Origin of the sequence: Mycobacterium gordonae, assembly GCF_017086405.1 — a bacterium.
GTDB classification, from domain to species: Bacteria; Actinomycetota; Actinomycetes; order Mycobacteriales; family Mycobacteriaceae; genus Mycobacterium; species Mycobacterium gordonae_D.
On the sequence record NZ_CP070973.1, the window covers coordinates 560302 to 584808 of the forward strand.

15 protein-coding genes and 1 pseudogene are annotated in these 24507 nt (G+C 72.7%); 11 read left to right on the forward strand and 5 right to left on the reverse strand.

The genetic code is table 11. From position 1 onward, the window contains the following. Window positions 1-3379: 3379 nt before the first annotated feature. The gene (locus JX552_RS02495; RefSeq protein WP_205875938.1) at window positions 3380-7819 is read right to left on the reverse strand and encodes a PE family protein; all 4440 of its coding nucleotides are present in this window, start codon (window positions 7817-7819) and stop codon (window positions 3380-3382) included. A gap of 298 nt (window positions 7820-8117) precedes the next feature. After that, window positions 8118-10853, reverse strand: a complete 2736-nt coding sequence (locus tag JX552_RS33110; protein ID WP_205875939.1) for a PE family protein — start codon at window positions 10851-10853, stop codon at window positions 8118-8120. A gap of 237 nt (window positions 10854-11090) precedes the next feature. Between JX552_RS33110 and JX552_RS02505 the strand changes: the two genes are divergently transcribed. Beyond that, a complete protein-coding gene (locus tag JX552_RS02505) occupies window positions 11091-12263 on the forward strand; it encodes a CoA transferase (RefSeq protein ID WP_241010857.1) in 1173 nt (390 codons plus the stop codon). Then, window positions 12257-13570 carry an amidohydrolase family protein gene (locus JX552_RS02510; protein ID WP_205875940.1) on the forward strand — a complete coding sequence of 438 codons (1314 nt, stop codon included), beginning with the start codon at window positions 12257-12259 and terminating at the stop codon, window positions 13568-13570. The genes JX552_RS02505 and JX552_RS02510 overlap by 7 nt, the downstream gene beginning before the upstream one ends. Here the strand turns inward: JX552_RS02510 and JX552_RS02515 are convergent. Then, a complete protein-coding gene (locus JX552_RS02515; protein ID WP_241010858.1) occupies window positions 13555-14466 on the reverse strand; it encodes an alpha/beta hydrolase in 912 nt (303 codons plus the stop codon). The two genes, JX552_RS02510 and JX552_RS02515, sit on opposite strands and share 16 nt — an antisense overlap. 208 nt (window positions 14467-14674) lie before the next feature. On the opposite strand from JX552_RS02515, the gene JX552_RS02520 reads away from it, so the two are divergent. The 8 genes from JX552_RS02520 (at window position 14675) to JX552_RS02555 (ending at window position 22480) form a co-directional block, all read left to right on the forward strand. Continuing rightward, window positions 14675-15346 carry a class I SAM-dependent methyltransferase gene (locus JX552_RS02520; RefSeq protein ID WP_205875942.1) on the forward strand — a complete coding sequence of 224 codons (672 nt, stop codon included), beginning with the start codon at window positions 14675-14677 and terminating at the stop codon, window positions 15344-15346. Then, window positions 15343-16572, forward strand: coding sequence for a molybdopterin-dependent oxidoreductase (locus tag JX552_RS02525; protein ID WP_205875943.1), 1230 nt, complete (start codon window positions 15343-15345; stop codon window positions 16570-16572). Before JX552_RS02520 ends, JX552_RS02525 begins: the two co-directional genes overlap by 4 nt. A gap of 1 nt (window position 16573) precedes the next feature. Further along, a complete protein-coding gene (locus JX552_RS02530) occupies window positions 16574-17080 on the forward strand; it encodes a hypothetical protein (protein WP_205875944.1) in 507 nt (168 codons plus the stop codon). Between the two features lie 40 nt (window positions 17081-17120). Then, complete coding sequence (locus JX552_RS02535) at window positions 17121-18320, forward strand: alpha/beta hydrolase (RefSeq protein WP_205875945.1); 1200 nt, start codon at window positions 17121-17123, stop codon at window positions 18318-18320. 43 nt (window positions 18321-18363) lie between these two features. Then, window positions 18364-19773 (forward strand): WS/DGAT/MGAT family O-acyltransferase, encoded by a 1410-nt coding sequence (locus tag JX552_RS02540; RefSeq protein ID WP_205875946.1) that lies wholly within the window; start codon window positions 18364-18366, stop codon window positions 19771-19773. Between the two features lie 23 nt (window positions 19774-19796). Beyond that, window positions 19797-20612, forward strand: coding sequence for a crotonase/enoyl-CoA hydratase family protein (locus JX552_RS02545; protein WP_205875947.1), 816 nt, complete (start codon window positions 19797-19799; stop codon window positions 20610-20612). An 87-nt stretch (window positions 20613-20699) separates the two neighbouring features. Continuing rightward, window positions 20700-22187, forward strand: coding sequence for a class I adenylate-forming enzyme family protein (locus tag JX552_RS02550; RefSeq protein WP_205875948.1), 1488 nt, complete (start codon window positions 20700-20702; stop codon window positions 22185-22187). After that, window positions 22184-22480, forward strand: a complete 297-nt coding sequence (locus JX552_RS02555) for a hypothetical protein (RefSeq protein WP_205875949.1) — start codon at window positions 22184-22186, stop codon at window positions 22478-22480. Before JX552_RS02550 ends, JX552_RS02555 begins: the two co-directional genes overlap by 4 nt. 579 nt (window positions 22481-23059) lie before the next feature. Here JX552_RS02555 and JX552_RS02560 read toward each other — a convergent pair. Both JX552_RS02560 and JX552_RS31710 read right to left on the reverse strand, forming a co-directional pair. Next, a complete protein-coding gene (locus JX552_RS02560) occupies window positions 23060-23932 on the reverse strand; it encodes a hypothetical protein (protein ID WP_205875950.1) in 873 nt (290 codons plus the stop codon). Window positions 23933-23981: 49 nt separating this feature from the next. Continuing rightward, window positions 23982-24253 (reverse strand): annotated as a pseudogene (locus tag JX552_RS31710) (LmrA/YxaF family transcription factor); the annotation flags it as partial. On the opposite strand from JX552_RS31710, the gene JX552_RS02565 reads away from it, so the two are divergent. Then, on the forward strand, window positions 24174-24497 hold the full coding sequence (locus JX552_RS02565) for a hypothetical protein (protein ID WP_205878782.1): 324 nt from the start codon (window positions 24174-24176) through the stop codon (window positions 24495-24497). The pseudogene JX552_RS31710 and the gene JX552_RS02565 sit on opposite strands and share 80 nt — an antisense overlap. The last annotated feature ends 10 nt before the right edge of the window (window positions 24498-24507 follow it).

The window sequence follows — 24507 nt, forward strand, 5'->3', positions numbered from 1 at the left end:
CCGGCGCCGCCGTCGCCGCCGGCGCCACCTGCGCCTGCGTTGCCGCCGTTTTGTCCGGCGCCCACGCCTGTGCCGTATTGATCCACACCGGCTACCCCGGCGCCGCCGTCGATGCCTGAGCCGCCCTTGCCGCCGTTGCCGCCCTTGCCGCCGGCTCCGCCGTCGCCGCCGGTGGTGCCGGTGCCGCTGGCGGTGCCGCCGTCGCCGCCGGCTCCGCCCTTGCCGCCGGTGCTGCCGTTTGTGCCGTTGGGGCTGGCGGAGTTGACGCCGTTGTCGCCGTTGTCGCCGGCCAATCCGTTGCCGCCGTCACCCCCTCGGCCGCCGTTGGCGCCCAGGCCGGTGGCGCCGTCGGTGCCGTTGCCGGCGGGTCCGAGACCGCCCTGGCCGCCGGCGCCGACCGCGCCGGCGTCGCCGCCGTGGCCGCCGGCCCCGCCATCGATGGCTCCGCTCACCCCGTCCGCGCCGCGCCCACCAGCACCGGCGGTCCCGGCACCGCCGCCGGCCCCGCCGTGGCCGCCGAAGCCGTCAGCGCCCTTGGTGGCGCCCAGTCCACCGGCCTGACCGCCGGTGCCCCCGGCACCACCGGCCCCACCGGTGCCGCCGGCCCCGCCGTCACCACCGTCGACACCTGCACCGTTGTTGGAGCCGGCCACACCATTGGCACCGGTGACGCCGGCGCCACCACTCCCGGCCGCGCCGCCGGCGCCGCCACTGCTGGCCGCGCCACCATTACCGTTGGCCCCCGCGCTGCCGCCGCTACCGGCGCCGGCTGCACCGCCGATGCCGCCGTTGCCGCCGTCGCCGCCCTTGCCGCCGGCCCCGCCGTCACCGCCGGCGAAGCCGTTGCCGTTGCTGGCGGTGGTGCCGGTGGCCCCGGCCGCGCCGATCCCGCCCTTGCCGGCCAGGCCGGCGTCTCCGCCGGCGCCGGCCGCGCCACCGCTACCGGCCTTGCCGACGGTGGGTCCGGCCCCGCCGTTGCCGCCCTTGCCGCCGTCGCCGCCGTGGCCGCCGGCTCCGGCGTTGCCGCCGGCTTGGCCGGTGCCGCCGACGCCGGTGGTGGCGACGCCGTTGCCGCCGTCGATGCCTGAGCCGCCCTTGCCGCCGGTGCCGCCCTTGCCGCCGGCTCCGCCGTCGCCGCCGGTGGTGCCGGTGCCGCTGGCGGTGCCGCCGTCGCCGCCGGCCCCGCCGTTGCCGCCGGTGCTGCCGCCGGTGCCGTTGGGGCTGGCGGAGTTGACGCCGTTGTCGCCGTTGGCGCCAGCCAATCCGTTGCCGCCGTCACCCCCTCGGCCGCCGTTGGCGCCGAGGCCGGTGGCGCCGTCGGTGCCGTTGCCGGCGGGTCCGAGACCGCCCTGGCCGCCGGCGCCGACCGCGCCGGCGTCGCCGCCGTGGCCGCCGGCCCCGCCATCGATGGCTCCGCTCACCCCGTCCGCGCCGCGCCCACCAGCACCGGCGGTCCCGGCACCGCCGCCGGCCCCGCCGTGGCCGCCGAAGCCGTCGGCGCCCGCCGTGGCGCCCAGTCCACCGGCTTGACCGCCGGTGCCCCCGGCACCACCGCTGCCGCCGGTGCCGCCGGCCCCGCCGTCGCCACCGGCCACAGCCGCGCCGTTGTTGGAGCCGGCCACACCATCGGCGCCGAGGGCGCCGGCGCCACCGCTACCGGCCGCGCCGCCGGCGCCACCACTGCTGGCCGCGCCACCATTACCGTTGGTTCCCGCGCCGCCGCCGATACCGACGCCGGCCGCACCGCCGACCCCGCCGGCCCCGCCGTCGGCGCCGTCACCACCGGCCCCGCCGTTTCCGCCGGCCTGCCCGCCACCGATGCCGGTGCCGTAAACGTCTTGCCCGGCCACCCCGGCCGCTCCGGCCGCCCCGGCACCGCCCTTACCGGCCGTGCCCGCAGCACCACCGGCCCCGGCGTCCCCACCGGCACCAGCCTTGCCCGCAGTGGCCCCAGACCCGGCGTCACCACCGGCCCCACCATCGCCACCCTTACCGCCGGCCCCGGCATGACCGCCGTCCTGACCGCCCCCGACACCGGTGCCGTACTCGTCGAGCCCGGCCACCCCGTTATTGCCGTCGCGGCCGCTGCCGCCCTTACCCCCGGCACCACCCTGACCGCCGGCACCCCCATCACCACCGACACCGCCCCCACTGGCCGCACCACCGGCACCACCGGCACCACCACGACCGCCATCATCACCGGCGCCGCCACTGTCCCCGGCGTCCACCCCGCTGCTGCCGGCCGCCCCGGCCAATCCGTTGCCGCCGTCACCCCCTCGGCCGCCGTTGGCGCCCAGGCCGGTGGCGCCGTCGGTGCCGTTGCCGGCGGGTCCGAGACCGCCCTGGCCGCCGGCGCCGACCGCGCCGGCGTCGCCGCCGTGGCCGCCGGCCCCGCCATCGATGGCTCCGCTCACCCCGTCCGCGCCGCGCCCACCAGCACCGGCGGTCCCGGCACCGCCGCCGGCCCCGCCGTGGCCGCCGAAGCCGTCAGCGCCCTTGGTGGCGCCCAGTCCACCGGCCTGACCGCCGGTGCCCCCGGCACCACCGGCCCCACCGGTGCCGCCGGCCCCGCCGTCACCACCGTCGACACCTGCACCGTTGTTGGAGCCGGCCACACCATTGGCACCGGTGACGCCGGCGCCACCACTCCCGGCCGCGCCGCCGGCGCCGCCACTGCTGGCCGCGCCACCATTACCGTTGGCCCCCGCGCTGCCGCCGCTACCGGCGCCGGCTGCACCGCCGATGCCGCCGTTGCCGCCGTCGCCGCCCTTGCCGCCGGCCCCGCCGTCACCGCCGGCGAAGCCGTTGCCGTTGCTGGCGGTGGTGCCGGTGGCCCCGGCCGCGCCGATCCCGCCCTTGCCGGCCAGGCCGGCGTCTCCGCCGGCGCCGGCCGCGCCACCGCTACCGGCCTTGCCGACGGTGGGTCCGGCCCCGCCGTTGCCGCCCTTGCCGCCGTCGCCGCCGTGGCCGCCGGCTCCGGCGTTGCCGCCGGCTTGGCCGGTGCCGCCGACGCCGGTGGTGGCGACGCCGTTGCCGCCGTCGATGCCTGAGCCGCCCTTGCCGCCGGTGCCGCCCTTGCCGCCGGCTCCGCCGTCGCCGCCGGTGGTGCCGGTGCCGCTGGCGGTGCCGCCGTCGCCGCCGGCCCCGCCGTTGCCGCCGGTGCTGCCGCCGGTGCCGTTGGGGCTGGCGGAGTTGACGCCGTTGTCGCCGTTGGCGCCAGCCAATCCGTTGCCGCCGTCACCCCCTCGGCCGCCGTTGGCGCCGAGGCCGGTGGCGCCGTCGGTGCCGTTGCCGGCGGGTCCGAGACCGCCCTGGCCGCCGGCGCCGACCGCGCCGGCGTCGCCGCCGTGGCCGCCGGCCCCGCCATCGATGGCTCCGCTCACCCCGTCCGCGCCGCGCCCACCAGCACCGGCGGTCCCGGCACCGCCGCCGGCCCCGCCGTGGCCGCCGAAGCCGTCGGCGCCCGCCGTGGCGCCCAGTCCACCGGCTTGACCGCCGGTGCCCCCGGCACCACCGCTGCCGCCGGTGCCGCCGGCCCCGCCGTCGCCACCGGCCACAGCCGCGCCGTTGTTGGAGCCGGCCACACCATCGGCGCCGAGGGCGCCGGCGCCACCGCTACCGGCCGCGCCGCCGGCGCCACCACTGCTGGCCGCGCCACCATTACCGTTGGTTCCCGCGCTGCCGCCGATACCGACGCCGGCCGCACCGCCGACCCCCCGGCCCCGCCGTCGGCGCCGTCACCACCGGCCCCGCCGTTTCCGCCGGCCTGCCCGCCACCGATGCCGGTGCCGTAAACGTCTTGCCCGGCCACCCCGGCCGCTCCGGCCGCCCCGGCACCGCCCTTACCGGCCGTGCCCGCAGCACCACCGGCCCCGGCGTCCCCACCGGCACCAGCCTTGCCCGCAGTGGCCCCAGACCCGGCGTCACCACCGGCCCCACCATCGCCACCCTTACCGCCGGCCCCGGCATGACCGCCGTCCTGACCGCCCCCGACACCGGTGCCGTACTCGTCGAGCCCGGCCACCCCGTTATTGCCGTCGCGGCCGCTGCCGCCCTTACCCCCGGCACCACCCTGACCGCCGGCACCCCCATCACCACCGACACCGCCCCCACTGGCCGCACCACCGGCACCACCGGCACCACCACGACCGCCATCATCACCGGCGCCGCCACTGTCCCCGGCGTCCACCCCGCTGCTGCCGGCCGCCCCGGCCAATCCGTTGCCGCCGTCACCCCCTCGGCCGCCGTTGGCGCCCAGGCCGGTGGCGCCGTCGGTGCCGTTGCCGGCGGGTCCGAGACCGCCCTGGCCGCCGGCGCCGACCGCGCCGGCGTCGCCGCCGTGGCCGCCGGCCCCGCCATCGATGGCTCCGCTCACCCCGTCCGCGCCGCGCCCACCAGCACCGGCGGTCCCGGCACCGCCGCCGGCCCCGCCGTGGCCGCCGAAGCCGTCAGCGCCCTTGGTGGCGCCCAGTCCACCGGCCTGACCGCCGGTGCCCCCGGCACCACCGGCCCCACCGGTGCCGCCGGCCCCGCCGTCACCACCGTCGACACCTGCACCGTTGTTGGAGCCGGCCACACCATTGGCACCGGTGACGCCGGCGCCACCACTCCCGGCCGCGCCGCCGGCGCCGCCACTGCTGGCCGCGCCACCATTACCGTTGGCCCCCGCGCTGCCGCCGCTACCGGCGCCGGCTGCACCGCCGATGCCGCCGTTGCCGCCGTCGCCGCCCTTGCCGCCGGCCCCGCCGTCACCGCCGGCGAAGCCGTTGCCGTTGCTGGCGGTGGTGCCGGTGGCCCCGGCCGCGCCGATCCCGCCCTTGCCGGCCAGGCCGGCGTCTCCGCCGGCGCCGGCCGCGCCACCGCTACCGGACGAGCCGGCAGCACCACCGAGGCCGGTTCCGCCCGCGGCCCCGCCTTTACCACCGTCGCCGCCGGTGCCACCGCTGCCGGCGTCGCCGCCGGCCTTGCCTACGCCGCCGTCGCCGTTGGTGGCAACCCCGTCGGAGCCGCTGACACCGCTTCCGCCCTTGCCGCCGACGCCGCCCTGGCCGCCGGCCCCACCGGCGCCGCCATGTGTGCCCGCGCCGCCCGCGGCGCCACCGGCCCCGCCGTCGCCGCCCCTGCCGCCGGCCAGTCCGGTGGTGCCGCCCTCGCCCGCGTTGACGCCGCTGGTGCCGGCCTTACCCGCCGCGCCGTTGCCGCCGGCGCCGCCATTACCGCCGTTGCCGATGTTGCCGCCGTCACCGCCGGCGCCGCCGCTGCCGCCGTCACCGCCGGCAACCGTGGCGCTGTAGCCCGCACCGCCGTCGCCGCCGGAGCCAGCCGGGCCGACCACCGCGGCGCCGTTGGCGCCGTTGGCGCCGCTGCCGATGCCACTGCCGTTGAGGCCGCCGTTGCCGCCGGTGCCCGCAGTACCGGCGTTACCACCCTTACCGCCGGCCGCGCCATCGATGTGGCCGGCGTCGCCGGCCGCACCCACGCCGCCGTCGCCGGGTCGCCCGGCCGCACCGCCGTCGCCACCGGCGCCACCTGCGCCCGAAGCGCCCGCGACGCCCTTGCCCAGCACCGTGCCGGCCTTGCCGCCGGCCCCAGCACTGCCGCCGGCCCCGCCGTCGCCGCCACTGCCACCGGCCTGCCCCGCCTGACCTGCGGCGGCGCCGGACTTGCCGTCGACGCCGTACCCGCCGGCGCCGCCGGCGCCACCGCTGCCGCCGGTCCCGCCGGCGCCGCTGTTGCCAGAAATCGAACCGCCGTTGCCGCCGGCTCCGCCGCTGCCGCCGGATCCACCCGCACCACCGCTGGTGCCGCTGTCACCCGCGTTGACCCCGTTGACGCCCGCCTTGCCGGCCGCGCCGTTGCCGCCGGCGCCGCCGGCGCCGCCGTTGCCGTAATTGCCGCCGTGCCCGCCGCTGCCACCACTGCCGCCGCTGGCGCCGGCCACCGAACCCTGCGATGCGTCGTAGCCCGCTCCACCGTTGCCGCCGTTACCGCCGGCGCCGGTGAGCGTGGTACCCGCCTTGCCGTGCGCCCCGACGATCGATCCCGATCCTCCGGTGCCGCCGGCGGCACCGACGCCGTTGTTGCCGCCGTTGCCGCCGTTGCCGCCGTTCGGGCTGGCGGCGTTGCCCGCCGCCCCGTGGCCGCCGTTGCCGCCGATCCCGCCGGTGCCGCCGTCGCCGCCGGCCCCGCCGCGGCCGGTGATGCCGGACTCGCCGAACAGCAGGCCGCCGCGGCCGCCGACGCCGCCGTTGCCGCCGTTGCCGCCGATAGCGCCCGTGCCGCCGTCGCCGCCGTCGCCGCCGTTGCCGCTGGGATAGGTGCCGTCGATCCCGTTGGCACCCTGCGTACCGGTACCGCCCTTGCCGCCGATGCCGCCGTTGCCGCCGTTGCCGCCGTCGCTGAACAGCAGGCCGCCCCGGCCACCGGCACCGCCGTGGCCGCCGGTGCCCCCGTTGATGCCGGTACTTCCGGCGCCACCGTTGGCGCCGTTACCGCCGACGCCGCCGTTGCCGTACAACCATCCGCCGTTGCCGCCGGCCCCGCCGTTGCCGCCGGGGTTGCCGGCGCCACTGGCACCACCGCTGCCGCCGGTGCCACCGGTGCCCAGCAGCCAGCCCGCGTTGCCCCCGAGCCCGCCGGTACCGCCGGCCGCGGCGCCGGCACCGCCGGTGCCGCCCGCCCCGCCGGCGCCGTAGAGTCCGCCGGAACCACCGGCCCCACCTAGGCCGCCGTTCCCGGTCTGGCCGATGCCACCGACGCCGCCGGCTCCACCGGAACCGCCGGACAGCCATCCCGCGTCGCCGCCCGTTCCGCCGCCGCCGCCGGCGGCACCCATGCCGCCCGCCCCGCCGGCGCCGCCGGCACCGGTGAGCAGTCCGCCGTGGCCACCGTGGCCGCCGAACCCGGCCTGGCCGCCCACTGTCGGACCGGCGCCGCCGGATCCACCGGCGCCACCATTGCTGAACAGGTATCCGTCACCACCGCGGCCGCCGGTCCCGCCGATGCCGGTAGGGCTGGTGTTCCCGCCACCTGCCCCGCCGGTGCCGCCGTCGCCGTAGAGGTATCCGCCGTTGCCGCCGGCCGCGCCCCAGCCACCGTTGGCACCGGTGCCGCCGGCGCCGCCGGTGCCGCCGGCACCGATCAGCCACGCCCGGCCGCCGGCGCCGCCGGAACCGCCGGTTCCGAGGCCATTGAGGTTGGCGCCGCCGGCGCCACCGACACCGCCGCTGCCGTAGAGCCATCCACCGCTGCCGCCGGCGCCGCCGGCGCCGCCGTTTGCGGTCGTCGAGGCTCCGCCGGCGCCGCCGGCGCCGCCGTTGCCGATCAGACCGGCATTGCCGCCTGCTCCACCGGCCTGTCCCGCCGCGCCCGCGGCACCAGCGCCTCCGTTGCCGTACAGCAAGCCGCCCGCGCCGCCGGCCGCGCCGGGCGTGCTGCCGTTGGCTCCGTCGCCGATCAGCGGACGTCCGAGCAGCGCCTGGGTGGGGGCGTTGATCACCCCAAGCACCGCCTGCTCGAGTCCGGCCAGTGGTGCTGTGTTGGCTGCCTCGGCGACGCCGTATGCGCCCGCGCCCCTGGACAGGCCCTGCATGAACCGGCTGTGGAACTCGGCGGCCTGGGCGCTGACCGTCTGATAGGCCTGCCCGTGGTTGCCGAACAGTGCCGCGATCGCGGTCGACACCTCGTCCTGTGCTGCCGCCAGCAACTCGGTGGTGGAGGCCGCCGCAGCCGCGTTGGCACGCTCCAGCGTGGCCCCGAGACCGGCGAGATCCGAAGCCGCGGCCGAGAGCACGTCCGGCGAAGCAATTACGTATGACATTGGGAACCGCCCACTAGCTAGGTCACGACCAAAGAGGTCGTGTGCATGTCCCCCGGTCATGTTGATCGGCTAAGCCGATACGAACGATAGCCGGAAACCGGGCAGAACAGACTGGCTTTAGTCTAAAAAGCCGCTAAAGCATCTAAATAGTTTCCAAAAGGTGCCCCACACCACTCTGAAACTATCCAGATGAGCGCAGACGGGTGGCTGAGCACCATCTTGGAGTCTTGTTATGACGCAGAGTACCGCGGCTTGCTTCGGTAGTCGGATGGTTCTGGCGGATATCGGATACCAGTGGCTAACCGGTCGTCCCGGGCTGGCCGAAGAAGCCGCCCCGGCCCCCTCCGCCGCCGGTTCCGGTCGTGCCGACGGGAGTTCCGGCGCCGCCGCCACCACCGCCGCCACCGTTGCCGCCGTTGCCGATAAAGGTGGAGTTGCCGCCGCTGCCGCCGTTGCCGCCCGCTCCACCCGGCTGCGGGCTCAGGTTGTCGCCGCCGGCACCGCCGGCGCCACCGGCCCCGCCGTTGCCGAAGATGAAGCCGGAGTTGCCCGCGGCGCCGCCGAAGCCGCCGGCCGCGCCCGCGCCCGCAGCGTTGTCTCCGTCGCCGGCCGCGCCGCCGGCGCCGCCGCTGCCGCCATTGCCCAGCAGCAAGGTCGATGCGCCGACACCGCCGTTGCCGCCCGCCCCGCCGGTAGCGGCGACCCCGCCGGCCCCGCCGGCTCCTCCGGCGCCACCGGACGCGCCGTTGCCGTAGATGAATCCGCTTCCGCCGGCATTGCCGCCCTGCCCACCGGCCCCGGCCGCCGTGCTCCCGTTGTGGTCCCCACCACTGCCGCCGGCGCCGCCGTTGCCGCCCGTGCCGAAGATGCGCGCGGTGCCGCCGTTGCCGCCCGCGCCACCGTGGCCGGCCGTGGCCAGGAAGGTGCCGCTGCCACCGGCGCCGCCCGTCCCGCCGTCTCCGCCGACGCCCCAGATCCATCCGGCGTCACCGCCGGCGCCGCCGGCACCGCCGTGGCCGGAACCGGCGATGGTGACCAACCCGGCACCGCCGCTGCCGCCGTTGCCGCCGAAGCCGAACAGCAGGCCCGCGGCGCCGCCGTTGCCGCCGGCCCAACCGTTGCCGTCGGCGACGGTGCTGACCCCGGCGCTGCCGGTACCGCCGTGACCGCCGCTGCCCAGCAGCCAGGACCGGCCGCCGGCGCCCCCGCCCGAGGGCAGTTCGGCGCCACCGCTACCGCCGTTGCCGCCGTCGCCGAACAGCAGGCCACCGTTGGCGCCTGCACGTCCGGTGCCGCCGTCACCGCCGTGGCCGATCAGGAACCCGGCGCGCCCGGCGGTGCCGCCTATCGCGCCGTTTCCGCCGTGACCACCGTTGCCCAGCAGCCAGGAGTTCCCGCCGCCGCCGCCGATGCCGTCGCCGGCTCCACCGGTCCCGCCGTTGCCGCCGGCCAAGCCGTTGCCGAGCAGGAACCCGGCGTTGCCGCCGGCGGCGCCGTTGCCGCCGAGGCCGCTGGTGCTGCTGCCACCGCTGCCGCCGCTGCCGCCCCGGCCGAACAGCCAGGCATTGCCCGCGGTCCCGCCGTTGCCGGCGGCGCCATTGAGGAATGTCGTCGATCCGCCGTGCCCACCGGATCCGCCGGTACCGATCAGGAAGCCGCCATTGGCCCCCGCGCCGCCCGCACCGCCGACCCCGCCGGCGCTGTTGGCCCCCAAACCTCCGGAGCCGCCCTCGCCCAGTAGCCAGGCGTTGCCGCCGGCCCCGCCGGCCCCACCGGCGCCGCTGCCGCCGAGGTTGGCGCCGCCGTTACCGCCCACCCCGCCGCTGCCGATCAACAGCCCGCCGGCGGCTCCCGCGCCGCCGGCACCGCCGAAGCCACCCGAGCTGCTGCCGCCGGCCCCGCCGTTGCCGCCGTAACCGATCAGTGCCGCGGCCCCACCGGAGCCGCCGGCGCCGGCGTCCGCACCGACGCTGGTTCCGCCGACTCCGCCGTGCCCGCCCAGGCCCACCAGCCAGGCGTTGCCGCCGATCCCGCCGGCCCCGCCGGCGCCGGTCCCGGCAGCGTCACCGCCGGCCCCGCCCGAACCAGCGATGCCCAGCACGGCGTTGCCGCCGGACCCGCCCGCACCGCCCGCGCCGAGCAGCGTGCCGTCGCCGCCGTCGCCGCCGAATCCCGCATTGCCGAACAACCCGGCATTGGCGCCCGCTCCGCCGGCTCCGCCCGCACCCGTGCTGGTAGCGGTGCCGCCGGCCCCGCCGGCGCCGCCATTGCCGTACAGCAGGCCGCCGCCGCCACCGGCCGCGCCCGCCGCTCCGTCGGCGCTGACGCTGGAACCCCCGGCCCCGCCGGCGCCGCCGCTGCCGATCAGGCGGGCGGTGCCCCCGACCCCGCCGAGGCCGCCGGTGCCCACTCCGCCGGTGTTGCTGCCGCCGGCCCCGCCGGCGCCGCCGTTGCCGTACAGCCAGCCGCCGTTACCTCCGGCGCCGCCGGACCCGCCGGCTCCGGTCGCCGAATGCCCGCCGGCCCCGCCGGCGCCGCCGTGACCGATCAGGCCGGCCGAGCCGCCGGCCCCACCGGCCGAGCCGGCGGCACCCGATCCGCCCCTGCCGCCGTTGCCGTAGAGGTAGCCGCCCGCTTCGCCCGCCGCGCCGGTCCCGTCGATCCCGTCGGCGCCGTCACCGATGAGCGGCCGACCGAACAGCGTCTCGGTGGGCAGGTTGATCAGGTCGATCAGAGGTTGCAGCGGGGACGCGGCGGCGGCCTCGGCCGCGGTGTAGGCGCCTGCGCCCGACGACAGGGCCTGAACGAATCGCGCATGAAAGGCTGCGGCTTCCGCGCTGATGGTCTGGTAAACCTGGCCGTGGTTGCCGAACAGCGCGGCGATCGCGGTCGAAACCTCGTCTTGCGCGGCCGCCAGCAACTCGGTGGTGGATGCCGCCGCGGCCGCGTTGGCCCGCTCCAGCGTGACCCCGAGCCCGGTCAGATTCGACGCGACGCCTGACAGCACGTCCGGCGTTGCAATTACGTACGACATGGGAACCGCCCACTAGCTAGGTCACGACCATAGAGGTCGTGTGATGTCCCCCGGTCATGTTGATCGGCTAAGCCGATACGACTTTAACTGGATTCCGCCGAAAACAAACTGACTTCCGGCCAAAAAGCCACAAACACATCCGAAGGGTTTCAATACTGTGGCCGGCGCCACATTGTGGCAGCTGAGGCTCCGCACCCCCGTCGTGGCCGGTCGGCGATCGCGAGCAACCATGGTGGGGTGAGTCCGGTTCCGGCCCGGCGGGTCACCGACGGCGCCCGCGAGTGGGGTCGCAGCGGGCTGGCCTACCTGACCGGCGAGCCTGGCGGACCTCCCGACTTCTCCCGCGCGAGCGTGCTCGAGCACGCCCGGCGGCTCGCTCCGGACGCGGCCACCTTGCTGACCGGGCGCGCCGGGCTGCTCGGGCTGGGCCGGGCGGGACGTGTGTCGGCGGGCGGCGCCACCCATTTGATCGCGGCTCGCGACGGCTGGTGTGCACTGACGCTGTCGCGCCCGGACGATGTCGCCGCCGTCCCGGCCCTGCTGTCGGTCGACACCGTCGCTAAGGACCCGTGGCCCGCGTTGAATCGCTGGGCGGCGGGCCGGCCCGCCGAGCAGGTCGTCGAACGTGCGACGTTGCTCGACATCCCCGCCGCCGTCCTGGGGGAGGCCTCCGCGGCACGTCCGCGCACCCGAGCGGCGGCGCCGCGCAGACAGTTCGACGGTCCGGCCGGACTGCTGGTGGCCGACCTGTCCTCGATGTGGGCGGGCCCGCTGTGCGGGCAGTTGCTCGCCCGGGCCGGCGCTACCGTGGTCAAGGTGGAAAGCCCCACCCGGCCCGATGGCACGCGGGCCGGCGACCAAGGATTCTTCGACTGGGTCAACGGCGCAAAGCTGTCCTACTGCGTGGATTTCGACCGGCAGTCCGACGAGCTGCGGAACCTGCTGGCGGTCGCCGACGTCGTCATCGAGGGATCGAGGCCTGAAGCGTTGGCCCGCCGACGCCTCGGTCCTGACGGCGTGCCGCCCACCGCGGGCCGGATCTGGGTCCGGATCACCGGTCACGGGGCGCAATCCGCGCGGCCGGCGTTCGGCGACGATGCCGCGGTGGCCGGCGGACTGGTCGGCACCGGCCCGGTGTTCTGTGGCGACGCCATCGCGGATCCGCTGGCCGGGTTGGAGGCCGGCGCGGCGGTCCTGGCCTCGTTGACCCGCGGCGGCGGTGAGGTCATCGAGATCGCCATGGCCGCGGTCGCCGCGAGCTACGCGGCGCTGCCGGCATGCCCATCGCGATCCGACCGGCCGGTGCTCGCGCCAGAGCCGCCCGCGATGACCACGCCGGCCGCGGCTCTGGGCGCCGACAACGAAGCGGTTTGCCGGATGGTTGCCCAAAGACGTTGCCCGTCATGCTGATCAAGCGGGCCACCCTGTTGAACGGGACTGCCACCGATATCCGGGTGGGTGCGCGGATCGAAGAAGTGCGCCCGGGCCTGGCTCCCCGGGCCGGGGAAGGTGTGCTCGACGCCGGCGGTGGCACCGTCCTGCCCGGGCTGCATGACCATCATGTGCACTTGCACGCGGCGGCGGCAGCACTGGACTCGTTGTCCGTCGGACCACCTGCCGTGCGGACCAAAGATCAACTTGCGCAAGCCCTCTCGCACGCCGTGCCCGGACCCGACGGGTGGATCCGCGCCGTCGGTTATCACGAATCGGTGGCCGGGGAATTGAACCGGACCGCCCTGGACGCGGTGCAGTCCCACGTTCCGGTGCGCGTCCAGCACCGCAGCGGGGTGTTGTGGATGCTCAACTCCGCGGCCTTGGGACGTGTCGGGCTTGCCGGTCATCCAGACGGCCGGCTGCGCAGCGCCGACCCCTGGTCGCGGGCGCTGAAGGATCCGGCCCTGAGACGTGAAACCGATCTGGCCGAACTGAGCCGGCGCATCACGGCGACCGGCGTCACCGGAGTCACCGACGCCACACCCGATCTGGACGTCGAAGGCCTGGTGGCGCTCATGATGGCGCACCGTAGCGGCGAATTCCGGCCCGGCGTGCGGGTGTTGGTGCCCGGCAAGAAGATCCTGCACGACGACCGCCTCGATCTGGACGACCTGACACAGTGGATCGCCGACCGGCACCACTCCGGTCAGCCGGTTGCCGTGCACTGCGTGACGGCGGCGCAACTGGTGGTCACGATCGCCGCCCTGCGCGCGGCCGGCAGCCATCCGTTCGACCGCATCGAACACGCCGCGGTGGTGCCCGCCGACAACCTGGCCGACTTGGCCGAGCTCGGCGTCACCGTGGTGACGCAACCCAATTTCGTTGCCGAGCGCGGTGATCAGTACCTGGCCGAGGTCCCCGCTCACGAACTAGACCAGCTGTGGCGAGTGGCGTCGTTGTTGAGGGCGGACATTCCCGTCGCGCTGTCCACCGACATGCCGTTCGGCGACGGCGACCCGTGGGCGGCGATGCGGGCCGCGGTGTCGCGCACCACGCCCAGCGGTGCGGTGCTCAACCGGGACGAATGTATTTCAGCGAGAACGGCTTTGACGATGTTTCTGGGCTGGTCGGATCGGCCGGACCGGCCGCGCACCGTCGAGATCGGCGAACCCGGGGACCTGTGCGTGCTGTCCGAGCCGCCGGAGGTGGTGCTGGCCGAACTGGACGCCGCGCTGGTCGCCGCGACGCTGATCCGGGGGGAGCTGGTCTACTTCGCGATGTGACCGGCCAGGGCCGGACGCAGCGCATCGCACTGCATCCGGAAAAACTGTTGTGACACCGGCAATTTCGCCGCGATCAGGTCGAACCCGTGAAACGCGCCCGGAATCGTTTCCACCTGGCACGGGACGCCGGCATCGATCAGTCGCCGCGCGTACTCGATGTCCTCGTCATGAAACAGGTCGTGGGTCCCGACGCCGACCCACGCCGGCGGCAGGCCACTCAGATCGTCGCGCCGGGCCGGCACTGCAACGGCCGGATCCGCGCCGCCGAGGTAGGAGGTCCAGCCGAATTGGTTGGCGCGCGGATCCCACAATCGGTGATTCGGGTCCGGCGGTGCCGACGAACTCCGGTCGTCCAGCATCGGGTACACGAGCAGTTGGAACACCGGGGTAACGGCACCGCGATCACGCGCCAGCAGCGTCAGCGCCGCGGCAAGTCCGCCGCCCGCGCTGGCCCCGCCGATGGCCACCCGCTCCGGATCCACCCCGGGCAGGGCGGCCAGCCAGGTCAGGGCCGCATAGCAGTCCTCCGGTGCCGCGGGGTAGCGATGCTCGGGCGCCAGTCGGTAGTCCACCGAGGCGACCATGATACCGAGCGCTCTGCTGAACCGCAGACACAGGGCGTCGTCCTGCTTGGCCGAACCGAACACATAGCCGCCGCCGTGAATCCACAGCAGCGCCGGCGTCGGCTCGGTGACGCCCGCCGGCCGGTAGAGGCGAACGCCGGTGCCCGAAGCCAGGGTGAGCACCTCGACGCCGGGCGGCGTCCGGCCAAGTGCCATCAGCGCGGTCGCGCGCCGCATCAGCGGCAGTAGTCGGGGACCCGTCAGCCTGCGGGGCGCAATTCGCGCGATGCGGCGCAGATCGGGATGGACGTCGTCGTTCGCGGCTGCGGGCACCGCTTCAGTATCCAACCCGAGCAATCCTGCGGGGCTCGGGCACCGAATATTGGGCATGGACTTTCGCGATTGCCGAGCGTAACTGTTGACAGCGGCGGGTGTAGCCGGCCCGGGAACGGGGTATCGATGGGTTTGTCGGTGGACGCGGTTTTGCCGGGCCGCTGCGCATTCGCGCAACGTGGTCGAACACGATGCGAGGAGCGTGGGAATGCTGGGCCATCTGTATGAGCGGGCGCTCGATGGCGAGTGCTGCTGGATTCGACACGACGACGGCGAGGTGCGCCAGCTGCCCGCTCACCGATGGTTGAGCCCCGCCGATCGAGTTCCCTTCCGGGATCGGCAGAGCGACGGAGAACTGGCCTCCGACGAGGCGTTCGACGAGGCCGTCGCGCAGATGTGCAGCGGCCCGACGATCGAATTGGGTTGCGGACCGGCCCGGTTGGTGGCGCGCCTGGTGCAGCGGGGCGTACCGGCGCTGGGCATCGACCGCTCGGCGACCGCGATCCGGTTGGCAAGCCGTGGCGGTGCGCCGGCGTTGCTGGGTGACGTCTTCGAACCCCTGCCTGGCACGGGCCGGTGGCAGACCGTGTTGCTGGTCGACGGGAACGTTGGCCTGGGCGGGGATCCCAAGCGCATCCTGGGCCGGGCTGCCGAGTTGCTGGGCAGGGGTGGGCGCTGCGTGGCCGAGTTCGACACCCGCGCCATCGGGGTCCACTGCCGGTGGGTTCGGCTGGAGTCCGGAAACGACGTGGGGCCCTGGTTCCGTTGGGCGTCGGTCGGCGTGGACAGCGCGGCCTCGCTTGCGGCGCAGGTTGGTCTTACGCTTACCGGCGTGCAGATGATCGGTGGGAGGGTTATCGCGACGCTGGCAGCGTTGTGAAAGCCCCGGCACGTCACTTCACCAGCCCCCTGCGTGGCCCCTGGCTGACGTCGGTGTTCGGGCTGGCCCTGCTGATTGTCCTGCCCATCGTCATCCTCACCGGCCTGCTGTCCTACATCGCCTACGGTCCGCAACTCGGGCAGGCCATTCCTGCCGAAGTCGGCTGGCTGCGCCTGCCGTTGTTCGACTGGCCCACCCGGCCGTCCTGGCTCTATCGGCTGACCCAGGGACTGCACGTGGGTCTGGGCGTGCTGATCATCCCGGTGGTGCTGGCCAAGCTGTGGTCGGTGATCCCGAAACTGTTCGCCTGGCCGCCGGTTCGTTCGTTGGCTCAGCTGGCCGAGCGGGTGTCGTTGCTGATGCTGGTCGGCGGGGTGCTGTTCGAGATCGTCACCGGCGTGCTCAACATTCAGTACGACTACATCTTCGGCTTCAGCTTCTATGACGCGCACTACTTCGGCGCCTGGGTCTTCATCACCGGATTCCTGATGCACATCGCGCTGAAGATTCCGCGAATGCTCACCGGTCTGCGCTCCTTGCCATGGCGAGAAGTGCTGCGCACCAATGTCTCCGGCACTCGCCCGGAGCCTCCTGACGACACCGGTCTGGTGGCCGCCGACCCGGCTGCGGCGACGATGAGCCGGCGCGGTGCGCTGGGCCTGGTCGGCTCCGGCGTGCTGCTGCTCGCGGTGTTGACCGTCGGGCAGACCCTCGGCGGCCCCGCGCGCAGCGTCGCTCTGTTGATGCCCCGGGGGAGGGGCCGGGACTTTCCGGTCAACAAGACCGCATCCGTTGCCGGCATCACGCCGCAGGCGGTGGGTCCCGATTGGCGGTTGACGTTGCGCGGCGGCCCGGCGGAAGTGGTGCTGGACCGCGCGGCGCTGGCCCGGCTTCCGCAACGGACCGCGCGGCTGCCGATCGCCTGCGTCGAGGGCTGGTCGACGGTGCAGACGTGGAGCGGGGTGCCGTTGGCGGAACTGGCACGGTTGGCCGGGGTGCCGGCGCCTGAGTTGGCGCACGTACAGTCGCTGCAGCGCGGCGGCGCCTTCGCCGAGGCGTATCTGCAGGCCAACCAGGTCGGTGATCCCGACGCGCTGCTGGCGCTGCGGGTCAACGGCGCCGACCTGCCGCTGGACCACGGTTATCCGGCGCGGATCATCGTTCCCGCCATGCCGGGTGTGCATAACACCAAATGGGTCACGGCCATCGACTTCAAGCGGGCCTGAGATGACCGACAGACCAACACTTTTCACCCGGTATTACGGTGCTCACCCCTTGCATCTGCTGACCATGCTTGCCGGCTTCGCGCTGCTGGGTTATGTGCTGATCGCGCTGCGGCCCGCGGCGTTGTGGAACCCCGACAAGTGGTGGCAGTCGGTGGCGGTCTGGTTCGCCGTCGCGGTCGTCGGCCACGACCTGGTGCTATTCCCGCTTTACGCACTGGCGGACGCGGCCCTGGGCCGGCTGCCGGGCGTCGCGGGGGCCAGATCGCCGAAAGTCCCAGTGCGCAACTACATTCGAGTCCCGGCCCTGGGCGCCGGGCTCACCCTGCTGGTCTTCTTGCCGGGCATCATCGAGCAGGGTGCCGACACCTTCCAGGCGGCGACCGGTCATACTCAGCAGCCGTTTCTGGGCCGGTGGCTGTTGTTGGTCGCGGCGCTCTTCGGCGGCAGCGCGCTGAGCTATGCCGTGCGCCTGATTCTGGCGCACCGGCTCAGCAGGGAAACCGGATAATCCTGGGTTACTACCGGTCGGTAGGGGTACGCTCCCCAACATGACGGCGACTGGACAGTCCAAATCCTGCGTCAAGAGAATGCTGCGGGCAGGTCCCGCCGACTATCTGCTGGCCATGAGCCGGGCCGGAGCGTCGTTGCCGGTGGTGGGCAAGCGTCTGGAACCGCTGGGCACCATCGCCGCGATGAGTCTGTGGGGCATGCGATTCGCTCCGGAACTGCTGTCCGCTTCGGCCAAGGGGCGGTTGGCTCCGGGTAGCGGTGAGCTGCGTCGACGCGAGCGGGAGAGCACCACCGACGTGTCCATCGCGGCGCTGCGCGGCACCGTGTCGCCCGAGGAACTGGACGCGCAGTGGCCGGCCGCGAACCCCACGCCGCCGTTCTGGGAGGCGCTGCGCCGCAGCAAGTACCTACACCGGCGCGGCGTCCACTACGGCGACCAACCCGTCCAGACGCTCGATGTCTGGCGGCGCAAGGACCTGCCCGCCGAGCCTGCCCCGGTGCTGATCTTCGTGCCCGGCGGCGCCTGGGTGCACGGCAGCACCCAGATGCAGGGAACCGCACTGATGTCACGCCTGGCCGAGCAGGGCTGGGTGTGCCTGGCCATCAACTACCGGGTCTCGCCGCAGCACCGCTGGCCCCGCCACATCACCGACGTCAAGACCGCGATCGCGTGGGCGCGGGCCAACGTCGACCGCTTCGGCGGTGACCGCAACTTCGTCGCGGTCGCCGGTTGTTCGGCGGGTGGGCATCTGGCCGCGCTGGCCGGCCTCACCGACGAGGACCCGAATTACCAGGCGAAGCTGCCCGACGGCGCCGACAGCTCGGTGGACGCGGTGGTCGGCATTTACGGTCGGTACTGCTGGGAGGACCGGTCCACGCCCGAGCGGGAACGCTTCGTCCAATTCCTCGAGCGCGTGGTGGTGCAACGCTCTATCGCGCGGCACCCGGACGTCTTCCGGGACGCCTCGCCGATCGCGCGCGTGCACCGAAACGCGCCGCCGTTCCTAGTGATTCACGGCAGCCGGGACAGCGTGATTCCGGTGGCGCAGGCACGCAGCTTCGTCGAACGGCTGCAATCGGTCTCGGCCTCGTTGGTCAGTTATGTGGAGTTGCCCGGCGCGGGTCACGGCTTCGACATGCTCGACGGGCCGCGCGCGGGGGCGATGGCCCACGCCACGGCCCTGTTCCTCAACCAGGTGCACCGCACCCGGACACAGCTCGCCAAAGAGGTCATCTAGAAGCCGACCGCTTGTAAGGTCGCGCTATGGGTAGGGAACCGCGGTGAAGCGCCTCACCGGCTGGGATGCCGTGCTGTTGTACAGCGAGGCGCCGAACGTGCACATGCACACCATCAAGGTCGCCGTGATCGAACTCGATCCGCAGAGCCGGGGTTTCACCGTCGACGCGTTTCGGCAGGTGATCGCCGGGCGGATGGACAAACTGGTCCCGTTGGGCTATCAGCTGATCGACGTCCCGTACAAGTTCCACCACCCGATGTGGCGGGAGAACTGCGAGGTCGACTTCTCCTACCACATCCGCCCCTGGCAGCTGCCCGCCCCGGGTGGGCGCCGCGAACTCGACGAGGCCATCGGACAGATCGCCAGCACACCGCTGGACCGGGCGCACCCGTTGTGGGAGATGTACTTCGTCGAGGGGCTGGCCAACGACCGAATCGCGGTGGTGCTCAAAATCCACCACGCGCTGGCCGACGGTGTGGCCTCAGCCAATCTGATGGCACACGGCATGGATCTCATGCCGACACCGCAGCTCAGCTCCTACACGCCCGACCCGGCGCCCACCAAACGCGAGCTGATCAACACCGCGTTCGTCGACCACATGCGGCACATCAAGCGCATCCCCGCGACGATCCGCTATACCGCGCAGGGCATCCGGCGGGTGCGGCGGAGTTCGCGCAAGCTGTCGCCGGAGCTGACGATGCCGTTCACTCCACCGCCGACGTTCATGAACCACATGCTCACCCCGGAGCGCCGGTTCGCCACCGCGACCCTGGCGTTGGCCGACGTGAAGGAAACCGGCAAGAAGCTCGGCGCCACCATTAACGACATGGTGCTGGCCTTGTCCAGCGGCGCGCTGCACAACCTGCTGCTCAGGTATGACGGCCAGGCGGTGCCGCTGCTGGCCTCGGTGCCGGTCAGTTTCAACTTCGACCCGGAGCGGATCTCGGGGAATTACTTCAGCGGGATGATGGTGGCCTTGCCGTGCGATCTGGGTGACCCGCTGGAGCGGGTGCGGGCCGCGCACGACAATGCGATGTCGGCCAAGGAGAGCCACCAGCTGCTCGGGCCGGAGTTGATCAGCCGCTGGGCCGCGTATTGGCCGCCGTCGGGCACCGAGGCCATGTTCCGCTGGTTGTCCAGCCGCGACGGCCAGAACAAGGTGCTCAACCTGAACATCTCCAACGTGCCCGGTCCCCGCGAACGCGGCCGGGTGGGCGGCGCCCTGGTCACCGAGATCTATTCGGTGGGTCCGCTGACGGCCGGCAGCGGCCTGAACATCACGGTGTGGAGCTATGTAGACCAGCTCAACATCTCGGTGCTGACCGACGGTGCCACCCTGGACGACCCGCACGAAGTGACCGCGGCGATGATCGCTGAATTCATCGAAATACGCAGGGCAGCAGGGCTTTCCGACGATCTGACGGTGGTGCGAGAGGCGATGGCCCAGGCGTGAGCTGACGTTACACCGACCGCCGGATGCGTCACGCCGGTCGACCGCTACCATCACACAGTGTGAGCGACGAAGCTAACACCGAACCCGAGGTCCTGACCGAAAAGCGGGACCGGATCCTCATCATCACCATCAACCGGCCCAAGGCCAAGAACGCGATCAACGCGGCGGCCAGTCAGGGCCTGGCTGACGCCATGGATCGCCTCGACGAGGACGCCGATCTCTCGGTGGCCATCCTCACCGGCGCCGGCGGATCCTTCTGTGCGGGCATGGACCTCAAGGCGTTCGCCCGGGGCGAGAACGTCGCGATAGCCGGCCGGGGCCTGGGGTTCACCGAGCGTCCGCCCGCCAAGCCGCTGATCGCAGCGGTCGAGGGCTACGCGCTGGCCGGCGGCACCGAACTGGCGCTGGCCACGGATCTGATTGTGGCGGCAATCAATTCGGCGTTTGGCATCCCGGAGGTCAAGCGCGGCTTGGTGGCCGGCGGTGGTGGCCTGCTGCGGCTGCCCGAGCGCATCCCGTACGCGATCGCCATGGAGCTGGCGCTGACCGGTGACCAGCTGTCCGCGGAGCGCGCACACGAGCTGGGTCTGGTCAACGTGCTGGCCGAACCAGGTGGGGCCCTGGACGCCGCGATCGCGCTGGCCGAGAAGATCACCGCCAACGGTCCGCTTGCGGTCGCCGCCACCAAGCGCATCATCACCGAATCCCGAGGCTGGACCCTGGAAAATCGGTTCGCCAAGCAGATTGAGATTCTGGCGCCGATCTTCATGTCCAATGACGCGAAGGAGGGCGCGATCGCCTTCGCCGAGAAGCGCCCGCCCCGCTGGACGGGCACCTGACCGCGGACCGGCAGTGACGCCCGAGCCGCATGGGTTACACTAACGCCAAGATTTGTAACGGTCGCGGGATCCTAGAGGGATCGAGGAATGAGCGTTTCGCTGCTGCTGGAGATGGCTGCGTCGGGCAACCCCGACCGCACGGCCCTGGTGGCCGGCGATCTGAGGTTGACGACGCAGCAGCTCAGCGACCTGGCCGACGGCGGCGCGGGGGTCTTGGCCGCCTCGGGAGCCCGGCACGTCGTGTACGTCGGGGCCGGCGGCTCGCTGCTGCCGCTGCTGATCTTCGCCTCGGCGCGCGCCGGGCTGCCGTTCACTCCGGTCAACTACCGCCTGTCCGCCGAGGGCATCCAGGCCCTGATTCACCGGTTGCCCGAACCCTTGGTGGTCGTCGACGACCGCTATCGGGACATGATCGGCGGCGCCCGGGCGCTGAGCTCCGAGGAATTCCTCACGCTGGCCCGCAGCGCCGAGCCCGCTGCTGAGTTCGCCGACCCCGATTCGGTGGCCGTGGTGCTGTTCACATCTGGCACCACATCGCAGCCCAAGGCCGTCGAGCTCACTCACAACAACCTGACCAGTTACATCACCGGGACGGTTGAATTCGACTCGGCCGCAACGGAAGACGCCGCGCTGATCTGCGTGCCGCCGTATCACATCGCCGGTGTCGGAGCCGCGCTGTCCAATCTGTACGCGGGCCGAAAGATGGTGTATCTGACCAACTTCGACCCGCACGAGTGGGTGCGGCTGGTCAATGACGAACGAGTCACCACCGCGACCGTGGTGCCGACCATGCTGGAGCGCATCGTCACTGTTCTGGAATCCGGCGAGCACAAGCTGACCGCGCTGCGCAACCTGGCCTATGGCGGCTCGAAAGTGGGCCTGCCGCTGGTCCGCCGTGCCCTTGAGCTGTTGCCGCACGTCGGCTTCGTCAATGCCTACGGCCTCACTGAGACCAGTTCGACGATCGCCGTGCTCACTCCCGACGACCACCGCGACGCGCACGGGGCCGCCGACGCCGGAGTCGCCCGTCGGCTGGCCTCCGTCGGCCGTCCGGTTCCGGGCATCGAGGTTCAGATCCGCGGCGAGGACGGCAGCGTGCTGGGGCCGGGGGAGACCGGCGAACTGTTCGTGCGCGGCGAGCAGGTGTCCGGCCGCTACGCCGGGATCGGTTCGGTTCTCGACGAGAATGGTTGGTTCGCAACCAAAGACATCGCCATGATCGACGAGGACGGTTATTTGTTCATCGGCGGGCGCAGCGACGACACCATCATCCGGGGCGGTGAGAACATCGCCCCGGCCGAGCTGGAGGAGGTGCTCATCGAGCATCCCCACGTGCGCGACGTCGCCGTCGTCGGTGTGGAGGATCCGCAGTGGGGCCAGGCGATCGTCGCCGTGGTGGTGCCGCCGCATGGAGTCGATCCCGACCCTGACGAGTTGCGCGAGTATGTCCGAAAGAGTTTGCGGGGGTCACGCACGCCGGACCGGGTAGTGTTCCGCGACGAGCTGCCGACCACCGCCACCGGCAAGGTACTTCGCCGGGAGATCATCGAGAATCTAGCAGGGGCGCAATCATGATCAAGAACGGAACTCGCCTGGCCAGCCAGGTGTGTGACACCCAAGTCATCGTCGTTCGCAGCGCGGACAGCCTCGATGACCTGCGCTGCGGCGGCGCGCCGATGGTGGAGATGGGCGCCGAGCGGTCCGGCGAACTCGACCCGGCGTTCGCCGACGGTGCCGTGATGGGCAAGCGCTATGTCGACGGGACCGGTGCCGAGGTGCTGGTGACCAAGCCGGGCGCGGGCAGCCTCAGTGTCGGCGACACCAAGTTGGCGCTCAAGGAGGTCAAGCCGCTGCCCGCTAGCGACTGAGCCTCAGCCGAGCTGCCCGTCGGGTCCGGTTAGCCCCCGCAGCAATCCGCCGGTGCCGTCCAGCCCCGTCGGTTCTGTCGAAGAAGTAGGCATTGCCCGCCCGCGCCGCCCTCGGATCGGAAGCCGGGAGTGTCGGCGCCCCGCCGTTGCCCCCCAGTGCCCACCTGGCCCCGACCCGGCGACTCCGCCGGCACCGCGGGCGCTGTGGACAAAGCCGCTGTTGCCGCCCTATCCGCCGGCGCCCTCCTACGTCAGCCAATGTGTCGCCTTCGGTGCCTCCATGCTGGCGTTCTATCCCGGCGGGCCGCCCTATGAGCAGTTCTTTGGCATTCCGCGCAATTTGCCGCTCAAGGAGATGGGCATGCCACACCTGGATCGCACGCGGCTGCTGGCGTTCATGCCCGATTACATCGATCCGGCGCTGCGGCAAGAGATATTGGCTGGACGGGTTGAGGCACCGACCGTCATCGCCGGTCAGACCGTTGACGTAGGCATGACCCTTACTGACCGCTCTCGACGTCTTCAAGGGAACTTAGTCGACGGGAGCCCCATGAGGGCGCGATCGGGCCGGTCGACGGGCTACGTCGCGGGGGGACAGGGTAACGTGCTCAGGTCGAAGGCGTCCTTAGCGGCGGGAGCGATACGTTCGCGCAAAGGCGCCGGCGCCGCATCCATGCGTTCGGAAAACACCCGGCGGTAATGCTCGTGCTCGCGCAGGAGATAGTCGGGCGCGGCCACGCCATAGAGTCGTTGCAGCATGGCGAAAAAATTGAATTTTCCTGCTGCCTGATCTTCGTGATACTGGTACAGATCGTCGCGAATTTCGGCCATCACTTCCAAGGGGCCACAGAGACCGAACAAGACCTCATCCTCGGGGCGTTGCAACTGCCGCAGCACCAGCCTGTGCATGATGCGCAAATCCGCCGATCGCAGTTCCATGGCTTCGCGCAGATCGTCATGGCTGAAGGATCCGGCCTGCAACAGTCGTGTCTCCATTTCCACGTAGCGCGCACCGGCGGCAAGCTCATGTTCCACCCGGCTGTCGAGTAGGCGCAGTGCGCCCAGTACCCCGCGCACCGTGGTTCGCAAGTCCTGTCCCGCTTCCGCCGCAGCCTCGTGGGCAGCGTTCATCTGCAGCAACTCGGTGCGCTCGTCGGTCTGGTAGATCAAGGCCGAGAACAGGCTAAGGAAACCATGACAGGCGAAGTAGTCAGCCGTTTCGAGTCCGTGCAGCGGAAAGTAGTAGTCCACCACCAGTTGCAGCGCCCGAGAGGAGCGCTGTAGTCCCTGGTAGCTCACCAGGGGCAGGTTCAGGATCGAGCCCGTATTTACCATCGTGGGTGCCTCGCATCGCTGGAAAACCGGAGCGTCGACAACGCCCTCCCAAGTTTGCTTCGCATCCTTAACTCCCGACAGCCAACCATGGATCTCGTCGGAGCCTAACGCGATCATGCAACTTGTTGGAGGTTTCGAAAAATCGCGAGCAAACTCAATAAGAGACTTATCCGGCGGGCTTGTCGCGCAACCCATTGCGCCGCGCGAATTCCCTTGCCTTGATCGAGAATTGGAGTTGCTCACCGACTTGTCGGAGTGGGACGACGCTGCAGGTCGAGCGGCACAGCACTATCACGCCCTCGAGCGCGGAATAGACATCACTGCCAGCGATGCGGCGTCGGCATCATCGAATCCGTTGATGACAAACGCCCGGCCCCGTGCCGTGCACCAGCGGCCCAGGATCAGGCCGGCCTCGGTGGGCAGTTCGAGTTCCTCGTCGCTGCGTGCCGCCGTATCACATCGCTGGCGTCGGAGCCACGCTGTCCAATCTGTACGCGGGCCGAAGGCCGAGCGGTCCGGCGAACTCGACCCGGCGTTCGCCGACGGTGCCATGATGGGCAAGCGCTATGTCGACGAGACCGGTGCCGAGGTGCTGGTGACCAAGCCGGGCGCGGACAGCCTTCAGTGTCGGCGACACCAAGCTGGCGCTCAAGGAGCTCAAGCCGCTGCCCGCCAGCGATGACCCATGCCCT